Origin of the sequence: Pseudomonas sp. SO81, from assembly GCF_030374125.1 — a bacterium.
Classification (GTDB): Bacteria; Pseudomonadota; Gammaproteobacteria; order Pseudomonadales; family Pseudomonadaceae; genus Aquipseudomonas.
In genome coordinates, this window is record NZ_CP126126.1 from 4,035,560 (window position 1) to 4,049,900 (window position 14,341).

Here is a 14,341-nt window from a genome sequence, read left to right on the forward strand (position 1 = left end):
ATTTTTCAAGTTGGCTGATTTTTTCTCTCATCTGCTGCTATGGATTTGAGTGCTTAGGTTCTTACTCAACTGCACTGTCGATCATTTTTTATCTGCGTTAGCTTCTGTTTTGGCACTAACTCAAAATTTTCCTCAATAGTGGACACAATCGTTGCGATCAGCTCCGCAAGCTGCTCATCGTTTTCTCTTTTTGTGCCGTTCAACTCGTTGAACGGCTTGAAGCTGTCGATATCCACATAGCACACCACCGCCTCGCGGCCTTGCTGCAACAGGCGGCCGAGGCACTGCTGGATCGGCACGTTGCCCGGCAGCAGGGTCAGCGGGTTCGCGTGGCGGGCCTGCTGGATCTTTAGCTCGGTGATCAGCTTGAGCACGTCGATCACCCGGCCCAGGCCGCGGTAACGACCCTGCTGGGCGATGATGAAGTCCTCTTCCATGCGTTGGCGCGCGCGGCTGGTGAGCAGGCGGCTGACCTGCTGCAGCGACTGGCTGACGTCTACGGCGAGGAAGTCCGTGCTCATCAGGCGGCTGATCGGTTTGCGCGCGAACAGGTCGGTGGCGAAAGGCTTGAGCAGCGCATCGGACAGCGAGTGGCGATGGACGATGCCGACCGGCTGACCCTGACTGTCCAGCACCGCCAGGGAGTTGAGATTGGCCTGGGCGCGGAAGGCCTCCAGCACCACGGCGATGGCGGTGTCCTGGGCCACCGCGGGTTGCTCGTTGAGCAGGGCGGAGAGGTCTCCGCTGTCCTCACCCAGAGATGGCGCCACGCTTTCCAGGCGCGGTAACAGCTTCTGCGCGTCGCGTGGCGGTTGCTCCTGAGGCCGGCACAGCAGGTAGCCCTGGACCAGATCGACGCCCATCTCGATCAGGGTCGCCAGCTCTTCCACCAGCTCGATGCCCTCGGCGATCACCTGGGCGCGGGAGGCCTTGGCCATCTTCAGGATCGAATCGACGAACTCGCGCTTCACCGCGTCCTGGTGGATGCCGTCGATGAAGTGGCGGTCGATCTTCACGTAGTCCGGGCGCAGCTCGGACCACAGGCGCAGGCTGGAATAACCGGCGCCGAGATCGTCCAGGGCAATGGAGAAGCCCATGGCGCGGTAGTGGTGCAGGGCGGTGTCGAGCAGCTGGAAGTCGTCGATCGGCGCCTGTTCGGTCAACTCGATCACCACCTGATCCGGCGGAATGCCGAAGTCCTGCAGCAGCTTGAGGGTGCGGCCGGGCTGATGGCTGGGCTCCAGCAACGACTCCGGGGAGACGTTGAGGAACAGCTTGCCGCCCAGCTGCTGATCGCGGAAGCGGCGGCAGGCGCTCTTGCGTGCCAGCAGCTCCAGCTCGCTCAAGCGGCCGACATTGCGCGCCACGCTGAACAGCGCCAGGGGCGCGTGCAGTGAGCTGTTGGAAGGGCCGCGGGTCAGTGCCTCGTAGCCGAGGATGCGCCGCTCGGATAGGCTGACGATGGGCTGGAACAGGCTGTGAAGGTCGCCGTGAGCGAGGATGGATTCCAGCGCGCTCAACTGCTCGGTGACGGTCATGGAGGTGTCTCGGTCTGCCGGAAAAGAAAAGGGCCGGTATCGCTACCGGCCCCCTTATTTCACGACAGAACGATGACTGTTTGATTACGCCTGGGTCAGTGCTTGGCCAGGGTGGCTTCCAGGCCGAGGTAGTCGAGCAGGATATGCCCGCTCTCGGTCAGGTAGGCGTCGTCTTCCGGCTTGGTCTTCTCGGGCTCGACCGGCGCGGCGTCCTCGTCCTCTGCCTTGATCTCCTTGAGCAACTCCTCGCCCTTGGCCTTGCGCTTGGTATTTTCCAGCGCCAACTGCTTGGCCTCGATGTCGGCGTGCTGGGAGCGGCGCGCCTGCTCGTTGAGGCTGACGCTGGTCTCGGCCATCAGCTTCTGCGCCAGCGCCAGGCGCTCGCGGGTGAAGACGAAGTCCGGGTTGCCCGCGGTGCGCGATTCGTGACGCGACTTCAGCTCGGCGAGGAACGGCTTGTAGGGGTTGCTGTCCGGTTTCAGCGCCGGGTTGATGCTGTCCCACGGCATGGCCTCGGGCAGGGCGCTCTCGCCGATCTCCTGGGTGTCTACGATGTCCGGGTAGGCGATGTCCGGCAGCACGCCCTGGTGTTGGGTGCTCTGCCCGGAGACGCGGTAGAACTTGGCCAGGGTCAGCTTCAGCTCGCCATGGTTGAGCGGCTGGATGGTCTGCACCGTGCCCTTGCCGAAGGTCTGCCCGCCGAGGATCAGCGCGCGGTGGTAGTCCTGCATGGCACCGGCGAAGATCTCCGAGGCGGAGGCCGAGAGACGGTCCACCAGCACGGCCAGCGGGCCGTCGTAGAACACGCCCGGTTCCTCGTCGGCCAGCACGTCGACGCGGCCGTCGCTGTTGCGTACCAGCACGGTCGGGCCCTGGTCGATGAACAGGCCGGTCAGCTCGGTGGCTTCCTGCAGGGAGCCGCCGCCGTTGTCACGCAGGTCGATGACCACGCCGTCGACCTTGTCCTTCTTCAGTTCTCCCAGCAGACGCTTCACGTCGCGGGTGGTGCTCTTGTAGTTGGGGTCCTGGGCGCGGTAGGCCTTGAAGTCGAGGTAGAAGGCCGGGACCTTGATCACCCCGAGCTTGTACTCGCGGCCCTCGTGCTGCAGCTTGAGCACCGACTTCTGCGCGGCCTGCTCTTCCAGCTTGACCGCCTCGCGCACGATGGTGACCACCTTGCTGGTCTGGTCGCTTGGCGCGTTGCTGGCCGGGATGACTTCCAGGCGCACCTTGGAGCCCTTGGGCCCGCGGATCAGCTTGACCACCTCGTCCAGGCGCCAGCCGATCACGTCGACCATTTCCTTGTCGCCCTGGGCGACGCCGACGATCTTGTCGGCCGGAACGATCTGCTTGCTCTTCTCGGCCGGGCCGGCCGGTACCAGGCGCACCACCTTGACGTATTCGTTGTCGGTCTGCAGCACGGCGCCGATGCCTTCCAGCGACAGGCTCATGTTGATGTCGAAGTTCTCCGCGTTGTCCGGGGAGAGGTAGTTGGTGTGCGGGTCGTAGGTCTGCGCGAAGGCGTTGATGTAGGCCTGGAACACGTCTTCGCCGCGGGTCTGCTCGAGGCGCTTGCGTTGGTTCTTGTAGCGCTTGAGCAGCAGCTCCTGGATGTCCTTGGGCTCCTTGCCGGCGATCTTCAGGCGCAGAACCTCGTCCTTCACGCGCTTGCGCCAGAGGTCGTCCAGCTCCGCCTTGTCCTTGGCCCAGGGCGCCTTCTCGCGGTCCACCAGCAGGCTCTCGTCGACGCTGAAGTCGAACTTGTCGACGCCGGCTTCGAGCAGGGCCTGGGCGTGGTCGAGGCGTTCCTCGGCGCGCTGCAGGTAGGTGCGGTAGATGATGAAGCCGGGTTCCAGGTCGCCGCTCTTGAGCAGGTCGTCGAACTTGGCCTGCCAGCGGTCGAACTGGGCGATGTCGGCGGCGGTGAAGTAGCTGCGCGCGGGGTCGAGCATCTTCAGGTAACCGTCGTAGATCTTCGCCGAGCGCTGGTCGTTGAGCGGTGGTTTGTTGTAGTGATGGCGCTTGAGCAGCTCGACCACGTTGAGGCTGGCGATCACCTGCTCGCGGTCCGGCTGCAGGTAGGCCCAGTTCTCCGCGGCGGCCTTGGCGGCGGCGGGCAGGGCGTGCAGACCGAGAAGCAAGGCCAGGGCTGTTGCGGGGAGGAAACGCTGCATGTTGGTTCGACGCGAAGGCAGGTGATAACGCATATTAGGCCGTCTGGTAGAGCGCCGGGTTCCATCTATCCCGGCGGCAAAATGCAAAAGCCCGGCATCAGGCGCAAAGCCGCGTGCTGTCTATGCCGGGGTCTCACTCACTATGGAGGCAGCATGAAGGCATTGCAAGGCGTCGAAGGGCAGTTGGAGTGGGCCGAACGCGCCTCTCCGGTCTGCGATGTGGGCCAGGTCCGTATTCGTGTAGCCGCGGCGGGGCTCAATCGCGCCGATCTGCTGCAGCGTGCCGGCCATTACCCGCCGCCGCCGGGGGCCAGCGATATCCTCGGCCTGGAGTGTTCCGGGGTGATCGCCGAAGTCGGTCCCGGCAGTCAGTGGCAGGTCGGCGAGCGGGTCTGCGCGTTGCTGGCCGGTGGTGGCATGGCCGAGGAAGTGGTGGTGGACGCGCGCCATGTGCTGCCGGTGCCGGAAGGCTTGTCCCTGGCCGAGGCCGCGGCGCTGCCGGAGGTATACGCCACCGCCTGGCTCAACCTGTTCCAGCTGGCCGCGCTCAAGCCCGGCGAGAAGGTGCTGCTGCATGCCGGCGCCAGCGGCGTGGGCTCGGCGGCGATCCAGCTGTGCAAGGCCTTCGGCAATCCGTGCTGGGTCAGCGTCGGTTCGGCGGAGCGCCTGGCCTACTGCGAGGGCCTGGGCGCCCAGGGCGGCGCGATTCGCGGCGAGGCGCTGGAGAGCCTGCGCGACCTCGGCCCGTTCGACGTGATTCTCGACCCGGTGGGCGCCAGCTACGCCGAGCTCAATCTGCAGCTGCTGGCGCGCGATGGGCGTTGGGTGAATATCGGTCTGATGGGCGGCACCAAGGCGCAACTGGACATGGCTCTGCTGCTCGGCAAGCGCATCCAGCTGACCGGCTCGACCCTGCGCAACCGCGACGAGCAGTTCAAGGCCGAGCTGATGGCCGACCTGCAACTGCATGTCTGGCCGCTATTCGCCGAGGGCCGGCTGAAGCCCCAGCTGGAGCGAAGTTTTCCCCGCAAGGATGCCGAGGCGGCCTTCGCCGCGCTGGCCAGCAACCAAGTGGCCGGCAAGCTGGTGTTGCTGCTCGACGAGAGCCTGAGCTAGGGCTATTTCCAGGCGAGGATTTCCCAGCCGGCCTGCTCGGCGTGGGCGCGCAGGGTCGGGTCCGGGTTGACCGCATGGGCGTGTGGCACCTGCTGCAGCAGCGGCAGGTCGTTGCGCGAGTCCGAGTAGAAGTGCGCGCCGTCCAGGGTTTCACCCTCGGCTTCCAGCCAGGCCTGCAGGCGGGTGACCTTGCCCTCGCGGTAGGTCAGCACACCGACGGTGTTGCCGCTGTAGCAGCCGTGCTGCTGCTCGCAGTCGATGGCCAGCACTTCCTCTATGCCCAGACGCTCGGCGATGGCGCTGACCAGGAAATGCGCCGAGGCCGAGATCACCAGCAGGCGGTCGCCGGCGGCGCGGTGGGCGGCCAGGCAGCGCATGGCGTCGCTGAAGATGATTGGCTCGATCACGTCCTCGACGAAGGGTCCGACGACGAACTCGACTTCCTCCGGCGTGCGCCCCACCAGCGGTGACAGGGTAAAGGTCATGTAGTCCTCCATCGCCAGCTTGCCCTGGGAGTAGAGGGCCATCAGTTCCTGCTCGCGCGGCACGAAGGAGTCGCGGTCGACCCACTGGATATCGGCCATGTGCTGGGCCCAGAGTGAGGCGCAGTCGCCGTGGATCAGGGTCTCGTCGAGGTCGAAGATTGCCAGGGCCATCAGGCCACCTCCCGGATTGCGTTGGCGTCGATGGACAGGCCGATGCACTGGCCCTTGCCGATCAGCGCACCCTCGCTGCGGTTGAGTACGTCCACCAGCAGTTCCACGCCGTTGGCCTGCACCCGGTAGCGGATCACGTTGCCCAGCAGGCTGTGGCCGAGCACTTCGGCGGCGATGGCGCCGCTGTCCTCCAGGCGGATGGCCTCGGGGCGGATGGCGATGCGGCTGCTGACCGGGCGCAGCAGCAGGCGGCTGGCGGTGTCGGCATCGAGCAGGTTGTAGTTGCCGATAAAGCCGGCGGCGAAGGCATCCACCGGCGCGGTGTAGAGGGACTCGGCGTCGCCGCTCTGCACGATCTTGCCGGCGTTCATCAGGAAGATGCGGTCGCTCATGGTCAGCGCCTCTTCCTGGTCGTGGGTGACGAAGATGGTGGTCAGCCCCAACTCCTGCTGGATGGCGCGGATCTGCTCGCGCAGGTGTTTGCGGATGCGTGCATCGAGGGCCGACAGCGGCTCGTCGAGCAGCAGCAGGCGCGGGCGGGTGACCAGTGAGCGGGCCAGGGCCACACGCTGGCACTGGCCGCCGGAGAGCTGGTGCGGGTAGCGCGCGGCGTAATCGTGCAGCTCCACCAGACGCAGCACCTCGTCGACGCGCTGGGTGCTCTCGTCCTTGCCGACCTTCTGCATGCGCAGACCGAAGGCGACGTTTTGTTGCACCGTCATGTTGGGGAACAGCGCGTAGCTCTGGAACACCATGCCGATGCCGCGCTTCTGCGGCGACAGCGGCACCAGGTCCTGGCCGTCGAGGAGGATCTGCCCGCCATCTACCTCGGTGAGGCCGGCGATGCAGCGCAGCAGGGTGGACTTGCCGCAGCCGGAGGGGCCGAGCAGGGTGACGAACTCGCCCTGGCCGATCTCGCACTGGATATCGCTGAAGATCGGGGTGGCGCCGTAGCTCTTGTGCAGATTGCGGATGGAAAGGTAACTCATGCCTTGTCCTTGTTCAGACGGGTGGCCGCCCAGGTGAAGACCAGTACGAAGAAGAAGTAGGAGATCACCAGCGCGCTATTGAAGTGGCCGCTGCTGTTGCGCATGTTGTTCAGGTACACCTGCAGGGTCTCGTAGCGGGTGCCCACCAGCAGGTTGGCGAATACGAACTCGCCGAACAGGAAGCTGAAGGAGAGGAACAGCGAGACCATCAGGCCGTTGCGCAGGTTGGGCAGCACCACCAGGAAGGCGGCCTTCCAGGTGCTGGCGCCGAGCAGGTGGGCGGCGTCCATCAGGTCGCGTAGGTTGATCGCCTGCAGGTTGTTGGTGATGGCTCGGTACATGAACGGCAGGGCCACAGTGAAGTAGCAGCCGATCAGGATCCACGGCGTGCCGACCATCGCCAGCGGCCCGGAGCCGTAGACCTGCAGCAGGCCCACCGAGGACACCACCGGCGGCACGGCGAAGGGCAGCAGGATCAGGATGTTCATCAGCCCGTCGAGCCTGGGGAAGTGGTAGTGCACCACGAACAGCAGCGGCAGGATCAGCAGCACCGCCAGCAGCAGCGCGCCGAAGCACACCAGCAGCGACTGGCCGAAGGCGGCGAGGAAACGGCTGTCGCTCCACAGCGCCAGGTACCACTTGAAGGTCAGGCCGTCCGGCAGAATGGTCGCCGACCAGCTGGTAGACAGCGAGTAGAGCAGGGTGGCCGCCAGCGGCAGCAGCAGGATCAGGAACAGCAACCAGACCACCACGCGGTGGTAGAGGGCGACGGACTTGGCCTCAGCGCGCATCGTGATAGCTCCTGCGCAGCAGCCACTGGTGCACCACGGTGATCAGCGCCATCAGGCCGACCAGCACCATCGCCAAGGCGCTGGCCAGGTTGGGGTCGAGGCTGATGTCGCCGGCCACCAGGCCGGCGATGCGGATCGGCATAACGTTGAAGTTGCCGGTGGTCAGGTAATACACGGTGGCGTAGGCGCCGAGGGCGTTGGCCAGCAGGATGACGAAGGTGCCGAGCAGCGCCGGGGTCAGCACCGGCAGGCCGATGTGTCGCCAGAAGTCCCAGGTGCTGGCGCCGAGCAGTTGGGCCGACTCGCGCCAGTCCTGGCGCAGGGCGTCGAAGGCCGGGTAGAGCAGCAGCACGCCCAGGGGAATCTGGAAGTAGGTGTAGAGCACGATCAGGCCGGTCTTGGAGTAGAGGTTGAAGTCCTCGATCAGCCCGGCCTGCTTGAGCATCAGGGTCAGCGCGCCGTTGAAGCCGAGCAGGATGATGAAGGCGAAGGCCAGCGGCACGCCGGCGAAGTTGCTGGTCATGTTGGAGAAGGCAATGACGAAGTCACGCAGCTTCGAGTCCACCTGGCGCAGCGAGTAGCTGCCGAGGATGGCGATGGCGATGCCGAACAGACTCGACCAGAAGGCGATCTGCAGGCTGTGCTTGATCGCTTGCAGATAGAACTTGGAGGCGAAGATCTTATGGAAATTGCCCAGCCCCCAGGTGTCGCCGACCACCAGGCTGTTCACGGCCACCCACAGCAGCGGGGCGATCTGGAAGGCGAAGAAGAACACGGCGAACGGCAGCAGGCACAGCAGGGCTAGCCACTTGCCGCGAAGCGCGGACATCACTTGAGCAGTTCCTTGCACAGGGGTTTGTCGTGGGCGGCGCCGAGCAGGGTGCAGACGGTGCCGCACAGTTCGGTCTGCCGCGGGCGAGCGCTGGCGTCGAGGCTGAAGGCCTCGCCCAGGACCAGCAGCGGGACCTCGCGCTCCTCGGCCAGCAGGCCGTTGTGCGAGCGGTCGTTGTTCATGCCGTGGTCGGCGGTCACCAGCACCTGGTAGCCGGCATCGAGCCAGCCCTGCAGGTAGTCGGCGAGGATCACGTCGACGCGGCGCGCGGCGTTGCGGTATTGCGGCGAATCCAGGCCATGGCCGTGGCCGGCGTCGTCGATGTTCATGGGGTGCACCAGCAGGAAGTCCGGCGCGTATTTGAGGCGCAGGCTCTCGGCATCGGCGAACAGGTGCGAATCCGGGTAATGGTCGGCGTAATAGAAGTGGCCGTTCTGGATCGGCAGGGCAGCGTCACTGGTGTGGCGGTCGCGGGCGGCTACGAAGGGCGCGCGGTTATACAGCTCGCTCATCCAGTGGTACGCGGCGGCGGCGGTGGAGAGGCCGGCGTCACGGGCGTAGTGGAAGATGCTGCGCTCCTTCGACAGGCGCACCACGTCGTTGTGCACCACGCCGCTGTCGATCGGCGCCACGCCGGTCATGATGCATTCGTAGAGCGGGCGCGACAGGGCCGGCAGCTCGCATTCGAGCTTGTACAGCGCGGCGCGGCCGGCGGCGCAGTAGGCCTGCAGATGGCCCAGGGCGTGGCGGGCGACCTCGTAGTTGAGGCCGTCCAGCAGCACCAGGATGACTTTGTGTTTCATCGCGATAGTCCTCAGCGAAAGCGGGGCCCGGGTGGGCCCCGCACGGCATCACTGCATTTCGATGATCACGTTTTCCTGCCACTGCTGCGGCAGGGCCTTGGACGTGGCTTCCCAGGCGGCGGCGTCCTTGATCGGCTGGACCTTGGCGTACTGCTCGTTGGGCAGCAGCTTGGCCTGCACCTCGGCCGGCAGGGTCAGGTGCTCGGCGCGGATCGGCCGGGCATTGCCCTTGGCCAGGTTGATCTGGCCGGCGTCGCTGAGGATGTACTCGCGCGCCAGCTTGGCGGCATTGGGGTGCTTGGCGTACTTGTTGATGATGGTGGTGTAGCCGGAGATCACCGAACCGTCGGACGGGATCAGCACCTCGAAGCGGCTCGGGTCGATCTGGTCGCGATAGGACAGGCCGTTGAAGTCCCACACCACGCCGACTTCCACTTCGCCTTTTTCCAGGGTCTGGATGGTCGGGTTGGACAGCGACAGGCGACCCTGCTTGGCGATCTCGGCGAAGAAGTCCAGGCCCGGCTGGATGTTCTTCTCGTCGCCACCGTTGGCGATGGCCGCGGCCAGCACGCCGTTGACAGCCTGGGCGGCGGCGCTGACGTCACCGATGGCGACCTTGTACTTGCCCTGCTTCAGGTCGGCCCAGGACTTGGGAACGTCCTTGACCAGCTGCTTGTTGACGATGAAGGCGATGGAGCCGGTGTAGGCCAGCATCCAGTGGCCGTCCGCATCCTTGGCCCAGGTCGGGATCTGTTCCCAGGTGCTCGGCTTGTAGGGCTGGGTCACGCCCTTCTGCACGGCGATGGGGCCGAAGGCGGCGCCGACGTCGCCGATGTCGGCGGTGGCGTTGTCCTTCTCGGCATCGAACTTGGCGATCTCCTGGGCCGAGCTCATGTCGGTGTCCAGGTGCTTGAGGCCGTACAGCTTGTTCAGGTCGGCCCAGGTGTCCTTCCAGTTGGCCCAGCTGTCGGGCATGCCGACGCTGTTGACTTCGCCCTCGGTGCGGGCGGCTTGTTCCAATGCTTTCAAGTCCTCGTTGGCCATGGCCTGGTTGCCCAGAACGATGGCCGATCCCAGCAGTGAAGCCAGCAGCAGGCGTTTCATGTGGAGCTCCTTGTCAGGGTGAAAGTTTGGTCTAGATCAGCAAGACCCAGGCCAAATCTAGAGGCTTTGTATGACGCTTTTATGGCGATGCCGCGCACCCAGGCACGCGCTGGAAAGCGTAGACCATGGCTAAGTGGCTGATTTGGTAGAGTTGCCAGGAGGTAGCTGGCATGCGGCATGCAGGTCGTTGGCGAGGAAATCTGGCTGTCATCGGACATTCATCTAGGCTGCCTAGCATGGGCGGCGCCTGCACCGGCTTGGTGCTGGTCTATGCCAGATTGGGAGAAATGCATGCGCGAAGAAGCGCCCCGTACCGTCACCGCCATCTGTCGTGCGCTGCAGGAACAGATCGACCACGGCCTGCTGCCACAGGGCGGCAAGCTGCCGGCCGAGCGCAAGCTCAGCGAACTGTTCGAGACCACCCGCATCACCCTGCGTGAGGCGCTGGGGCAGCTAGAGGCGGAGGGGCTGATCTACCGCGAGGAGCGCCGTGGCTGGTTCGTCTCGCCCCAACGCCTGGCCTACAACCCGCTGGTGCGCAGCCACTTCCACGCCATGGTGCGCGAGCAGGACAGAGTGCCGTCGACCGAGGTACTGAGTGCGCGGCTGATGCCGGCGCCGGTGGATATCTGCGAGCGCCTGGAGCTGCCGGCGCTGTCGGCGGTGCTGCAGATCCGGCGGGTGCGGCGCATCGATGGGCGGCTGGTGCTGTACGTCGAGCACTACCTCAATCCGACCTACTTCCCCGGCATTCTCGACGCCGACCTGACCGCGTCGCTGACTGAGCTGTACGCCAGCCGTTATGACATCCGCTATGGCCGGGTCGGCTTCGACATCCTACCCACCGCGCTGCCGGTGGACGCCGCCTTCAACCTCAAGGCGACGCCGGGCAGCCCGGCGCTGTGCATCACCCGGGTCAACCGCGACCAGCACGGCCGGATCATCGACTGCGACGTGGAGTACTGGCGCCACGACGCCGTGCGGGTCAGTGTCGAAGTGCCGGATTGAAGAAGGAGGAAGCGGCTGATTTCCCCTCGCCCTTTGGGAGAGGGGCAGGGCGGCCCGCGTAGGGTGAGGGGAGCTGCAGGCCGCTCGCCCTTATTTCCTCACCCAGCCCGTAGCCCGGATGCAATCCGGGAGGCAGGCAGCTCCGCTCCCGGATTGCATCCGGGCTACTTCCTTCAGGCCAGCTCGGCGCTGGCGTAGAACGCAGTCAGCACCCGTACCAGGTGGGCCAGGTCATGGCTGCCGGCCAGCTCGCGGATGGAGTGCATGGCGAAGGTCGGCAGGCCGATGTCCACGGTGCGTACGCCCAGCTGGCTGGCGGTGATCGGTCCGATGGTCGAGCCGCAGCCCATGTCGCTGCGCACCACGAAGCTCTGCACCGGCACTTCCTCGGCCAGGCACAGGTGGCGGAAGAAGCCGGCGGTCTCGCTGTTGGTGGCGTAGCGCTGGTTGCTGTTGACCTTGATCACCGGGCCGGCGTTGAGCTTGGGGCCGTGGTTGGCGTCGTGCTTCTCGGCATAGTTGGGGTGCACGCCATGGGCGTTGTCGGCCGACACCAGCAGCGACTTCTGGATCACCCGGACAAAGGCGTCACCCTCCGGCAGCACGCGGCGCAGCACCTGCTCGAGGAACGGGCCGTCGGCGCCGCAGGCCGAGCAGGAGCCGATTTCCTCATGGTCGGTGCACACCAGCACGCAGCTCTCGTCGCCCTCGGCCGCCAGCAGCGCCTGCAGGCCTGCGTAGCAGGACAGCAGGTTGTCCAGACGCGCGCCGGCGATGAAGTCCTGGTTGAGGCCGATCACCGCGGCGCCCTGGGTATCGTAGAAGCTCAGCTCATAGTCCAGCACCGCGTCGGCGGCGATGCCGTGTTCGCTGGCCAGGCGGTCGGCGAGCAGGGCGCGGAAGTCGCCGCGCTCGTCGCCGGCCAGTTGGGCGAGGATCGGCGGCAGCTCGTTCTGTGCGTTGATCGCCCAGCCCTGGTTGGCCTCGCGGTTGAGGTGGATGGCCAGGTTAGGGATCACCGCGATCGGCTGTTCGAAGTCGATCAGCTGGCTCTGCACCTTGCCGCCCTCGCGGAAGGTCACGCGGCCCGCCAGCGACAGGTCGCGGTCGAACCAGGGGGCGAGCAGGGCGCCGCCGTAGACTTCCACGCCGAGCTGGAAGAAGCCCTGGCGCTGCAATTCCGGCTGCGGCTTGACGCGCAGGCAGGGGCTGTCGGTGTGCGCGCCTACCAGGCGCAGGCCGCCTTCCAGCGGCGCGCGGTTGCCGAGGCGGAAGGCGATGATCGAGGAGTCGTTGCGCGTCACGTAGTAACGCCCGCCCGGCTCGGTATGCCAGGGCTCACGCTCGTCCAGCGGACGGAAGCCGGCGGAATGCAGGCGCTGGGCCAGACTGCGGGTGGCGTGGAAGGGGGTGGGCGAGGCCTTGAGGAACTCGATCAGGCCTTGATTCAGCTCAGCGCGCATAACGGACTCCGGACAGCGATGGCCCGAGTTTATCGCACTGCGTCGGCCAGGTGTCGCGTCAGAACGGCGCCGGGCACTCGAAGCGCAGGCGCTCGCCGCTGGTCGGGTGGGTCAGGCTGAGCATGCTGGCGTGCAGGCACAGGCGCGGCCAGGCGGCCAGGGCCTGTTCGTGGGCGTACAGGCCGTCGCCGAGCAGCGGGTGGCCGATGGACAGCATATGCACGCGCAGCTGGTGCGAGCGGCCGGTGATCGGCGTCAGCTCCACGCGCGCCCAGTCGCCGCAGCGCTCCAGCACGCGCCAGAAAGTCAGGGCGTGCTTGCCCTGTTCATGGTCGACCACATGGCGCGGCTTGGTCGGCGGGTCGTAGCGCAGGGGCAGGTCGATACTGCCGCTGTCCAGTTCCGGCTGTCCCCAGCACAGGGCGGTGTAGGCCTTCTCGGTCTCGCGGTCGTGGAACTGGCGGGACAGCTCGCGGTGGCTGTCGGCGTCGCGGGCCAGGACGATGATGCCGCTGGTTTCCCAGTCCAGGCGGTGGACGATGCGCGCTTCCGGGTAGCCGTTTTCCTGCAGGCGGGTCACCAGACAGTCGCGGTTGTCCTCCGCGCGGCCGGGCACCGAGAGCAGCAGGGTGGGCTTGTTGATCACCAGCAGGGCGTCGTCCTGGTGGAGAATCTCGATGTTCGACAGCGGCATGGGCATTCCACAAATGACAACGGCGGCCAGGGCCGCCGTCGCTCACCACGGGCGGATCAGCGATCCGGCAGGGTGATGTTGAGTTCCAGAATGGAGCAGCTGCCCTGATTATCCAGCGCCACGTGCACCTGATCCTGCTCGATCTTGACGTACTTGCGAATCACCTCGACCAGTTCCTTCTGCAGGGCCGGCAGGTAGTCCGGCTGGCTGCGCTGGCCGCGCTCGTGGGCGACGATGATCGACAGACGCTCTTTCGCGATCGACGCAGGGGTTTCTTTCTTGCGTTCACGAAAGAAGTCGAAAATGTTCATTAGCGCGCTCCAAACAGGCGTTGCATGAGTCCTTTCTTCTGCACATCGAGGAAGCGATGGGGCACATCCTTGCCCAGCAGACGGTCGACGGCATCGCCGTAGGCCTGGCCGGCGTCGCTCTGGTCATCGAGGATGACCGGTACGCCCTGGTTGGAGGCCTTCAGCACGGCCTGGGACTCGGGGATCACGCCCAGCAGGTTGATGGCGAGGATTTCCTCGACGTCTTCCACGCCCAGCATCTCGCCCTTGGTCACGCGCTCCGGGTTGTAGCGGGTCAGCAGCAGGCGCTCCTTGATCGGCTCCTGGCCTTGCTCGGCGCGGCGCGACTTGCTGGCCAGCAGGCCGAGCATGCGGTCGGAGTCGCGTACCGAGGAGACTTCCGGGTTGGTCACGACGATCGCTTCATCGGCGAAGTACATGGCCAGGTGGGCACCGGTCTCGATGCCGGCCGGGGAGTCGCAGATCACGTATTCGAAGTTCTGCGCCAGCTCGTCGATCACGCGGCCGACGCCTTCCTTGGTCAGGGCGTCCTTGTCGCGGGTCTGGCTGGCGGCCAGGACGTAGAGGTTCTCCAGGCGTTTGTCCTTGATCAGGGCCTGGGTCAGGGTCGCTTCGTTGTTGATCACGTTAACGAAGTCGTACACCACGCGGCGCTCGCAACCCATGATTAGGTCCAGGTTACGCAGGCCCACGTCGAAGTCGACGATAACGGTCTTGTGGCCGCGCAGGGCGAGGCCGGTGCCGATGGCGGCGCTGGTGGTGGTTTTACCCACGCCGCCCTTGCCGGAAGTGACTACGAGGATCTTGGCCAAGGTGATTCACCCCAAATATATGAAAAATCGGGAAATCCGGCGCCGGTAAA

13 protein-coding genes and 1 pseudogene are annotated in these 14,341 nt (G+C 65.7%); 2 read left to right on the plus strand and 12 right to left on the minus strand.

Annotation, left to right across the window (positions count from 1 at the left end):
- Positions 1 to 113: 113 nt before the first annotated feature.
- Positions 114 to 1,538: pseudogene (locus OH686_RS19190) on the minus strand (EAL domain-containing protein); the annotation flags it as partial.
- Between the two features lie 95 nt (positions 1,539 to 1,633).
- Positions 1,634 to 3,712 carry a carboxy terminal-processing peptidase gene (locus OH686_RS19195; protein ID WP_289534527.1) on the minus strand — a complete coding sequence of 693 codons (2,079 nt, stop codon included), beginning with the start codon at positions 3,710 to 3,712 and terminating at the stop codon, positions 1,634 to 1,636.
- Between the two features lie 153 nt (positions 3,713 to 3,865).
- Here OH686_RS19195 and OH686_RS19200 point away from each other — a divergent pair, with 153 nt between their 5' ends.
- On the plus strand, positions 3,866 to 4,828 hold the full coding sequence (locus OH686_RS19200; RefSeq protein WP_289534529.1) for an NAD(P)H-quinone oxidoreductase: 963 nt from the start codon (positions 3,866 to 3,868) through the stop codon (positions 4,826 to 4,828).
- A gap of 2 nt (positions 4,829 to 4,830) precedes the next feature.
- Here OH686_RS19200 and OH686_RS19205 read toward each other — a convergent pair whose 3' ends face one another.
- Genes OH686_RS19205 through OH686_RS19230 form a run of 6 tightly spaced genes read right to left on the minus strand, consistent with a single transcriptional unit; the run spans position 4,831 to position 10,003 of the window.
- Positions 4,831 to 5,484, minus strand: coding sequence for an HAD family hydrolase (locus tag OH686_RS19205; protein WP_289534530.1), 654 nt, complete (start codon positions 5,482 to 5,484; stop codon positions 4,831 to 4,833).
- Positions 5,484 to 6,473, minus strand: coding sequence for an ABC transporter ATP-binding protein (locus OH686_RS19210; RefSeq protein ID WP_289534531.1), 990 nt, complete (start codon positions 6,471 to 6,473; stop codon positions 5,484 to 5,486). Before OH686_RS19210 ends, OH686_RS19205 begins: the two co-directional genes overlap by 1 nt.
- Complete coding sequence (locus OH686_RS19215) at positions 6,470 to 7,264, minus strand: ABC transporter permease (protein WP_289534532.1); 795 nt, start codon at positions 7,262 to 7,264, stop codon at positions 6,470 to 6,472. Before OH686_RS19215 ends, OH686_RS19210 begins: the two co-directional genes overlap by 4 nt.
- On the minus strand, positions 7,254 to 8,093 hold the full coding sequence (locus OH686_RS19220; protein ID WP_289534533.1) for an ABC transporter permease: 840 nt from the start codon (positions 8,091 to 8,093) through the stop codon (positions 7,254 to 7,256). The genes OH686_RS19215 and OH686_RS19220 overlap by 11 nt, the downstream gene beginning before the upstream one ends.
- The gene (locus OH686_RS19225) at positions 8,093 to 8,899 is read right to left on the minus strand and encodes an alkaline phosphatase family protein (protein WP_289534534.1); all 807 of its coding nucleotides are present in this window, start codon (positions 8,897 to 8,899) and stop codon (positions 8,093 to 8,095) included. Before OH686_RS19225 ends, OH686_RS19220 begins: the two co-directional genes overlap by 1 nt.
- A gap of 48 nt (positions 8,900 to 8,947) precedes the next feature.
- Entirely contained in the window at positions 8,948 to 10,003 is a 1,056-nt protein-coding gene (locus OH686_RS19230) for an ABC transporter substrate-binding protein (protein ID WP_289534535.1), read from the minus strand.
- Between the two features lie 291 nt (positions 10,004 to 10,294).
- Between OH686_RS19230 and OH686_RS19235 the strand changes: the two genes are divergently transcribed.
- A complete protein-coding gene (locus OH686_RS19235; protein WP_289534536.1) occupies positions 10,295 to 11,011 on the plus strand; it encodes a UTRA domain-containing protein in 717 nt (238 codons plus the stop codon).
- A 173-nt stretch (positions 11,012 to 11,184) separates the two neighbouring features.
- On the opposite strand, the gene OH686_RS19240 is transcribed toward OH686_RS19235, so the two are convergent.
- From OH686_RS19240 to minD, 4 genes are read right to left on the minus strand one after another with little or no spacing between them, the layout of a single operon-like run.
- A complete protein-coding gene (locus OH686_RS19240; RefSeq protein WP_289534537.1) occupies positions 11,185 to 12,474 on the minus strand; it encodes a M18 family aminopeptidase in 1,290 nt (429 codons plus the stop codon).
- Between the two features lie 58 nt (positions 12,475 to 12,532).
- Entirely contained in the window at positions 12,533 to 13,168 is a 636-nt protein-coding gene (locus OH686_RS19245; protein WP_137971439.1) for an RluA family pseudouridine synthase, read from the minus strand.
- Positions 13,169 to 13,224: 56 nt separating this feature from the next.
- Positions 13,225 to 13,479 (minus strand): cell division topological specificity factor MinE, encoded by a 255-nt coding sequence (gene minE / locus OH686_RS19250; RefSeq protein WP_289534538.1) that lies wholly within the window; start codon positions 13,477 to 13,479, stop codon positions 13,225 to 13,227.
- On the minus strand, positions 13,479 to 14,291 hold the full coding sequence (minD, locus tag OH686_RS19255) for a septum site-determining protein MinD (RefSeq protein WP_137971441.1): 813 nt from the start codon (positions 14,289 to 14,291) through the stop codon (positions 13,479 to 13,481). The genes minE and minD overlap by 1 nt, the downstream gene beginning before the upstream one ends.
- Positions 14,292 to 14,341 lie beyond the last annotated feature (50 nt).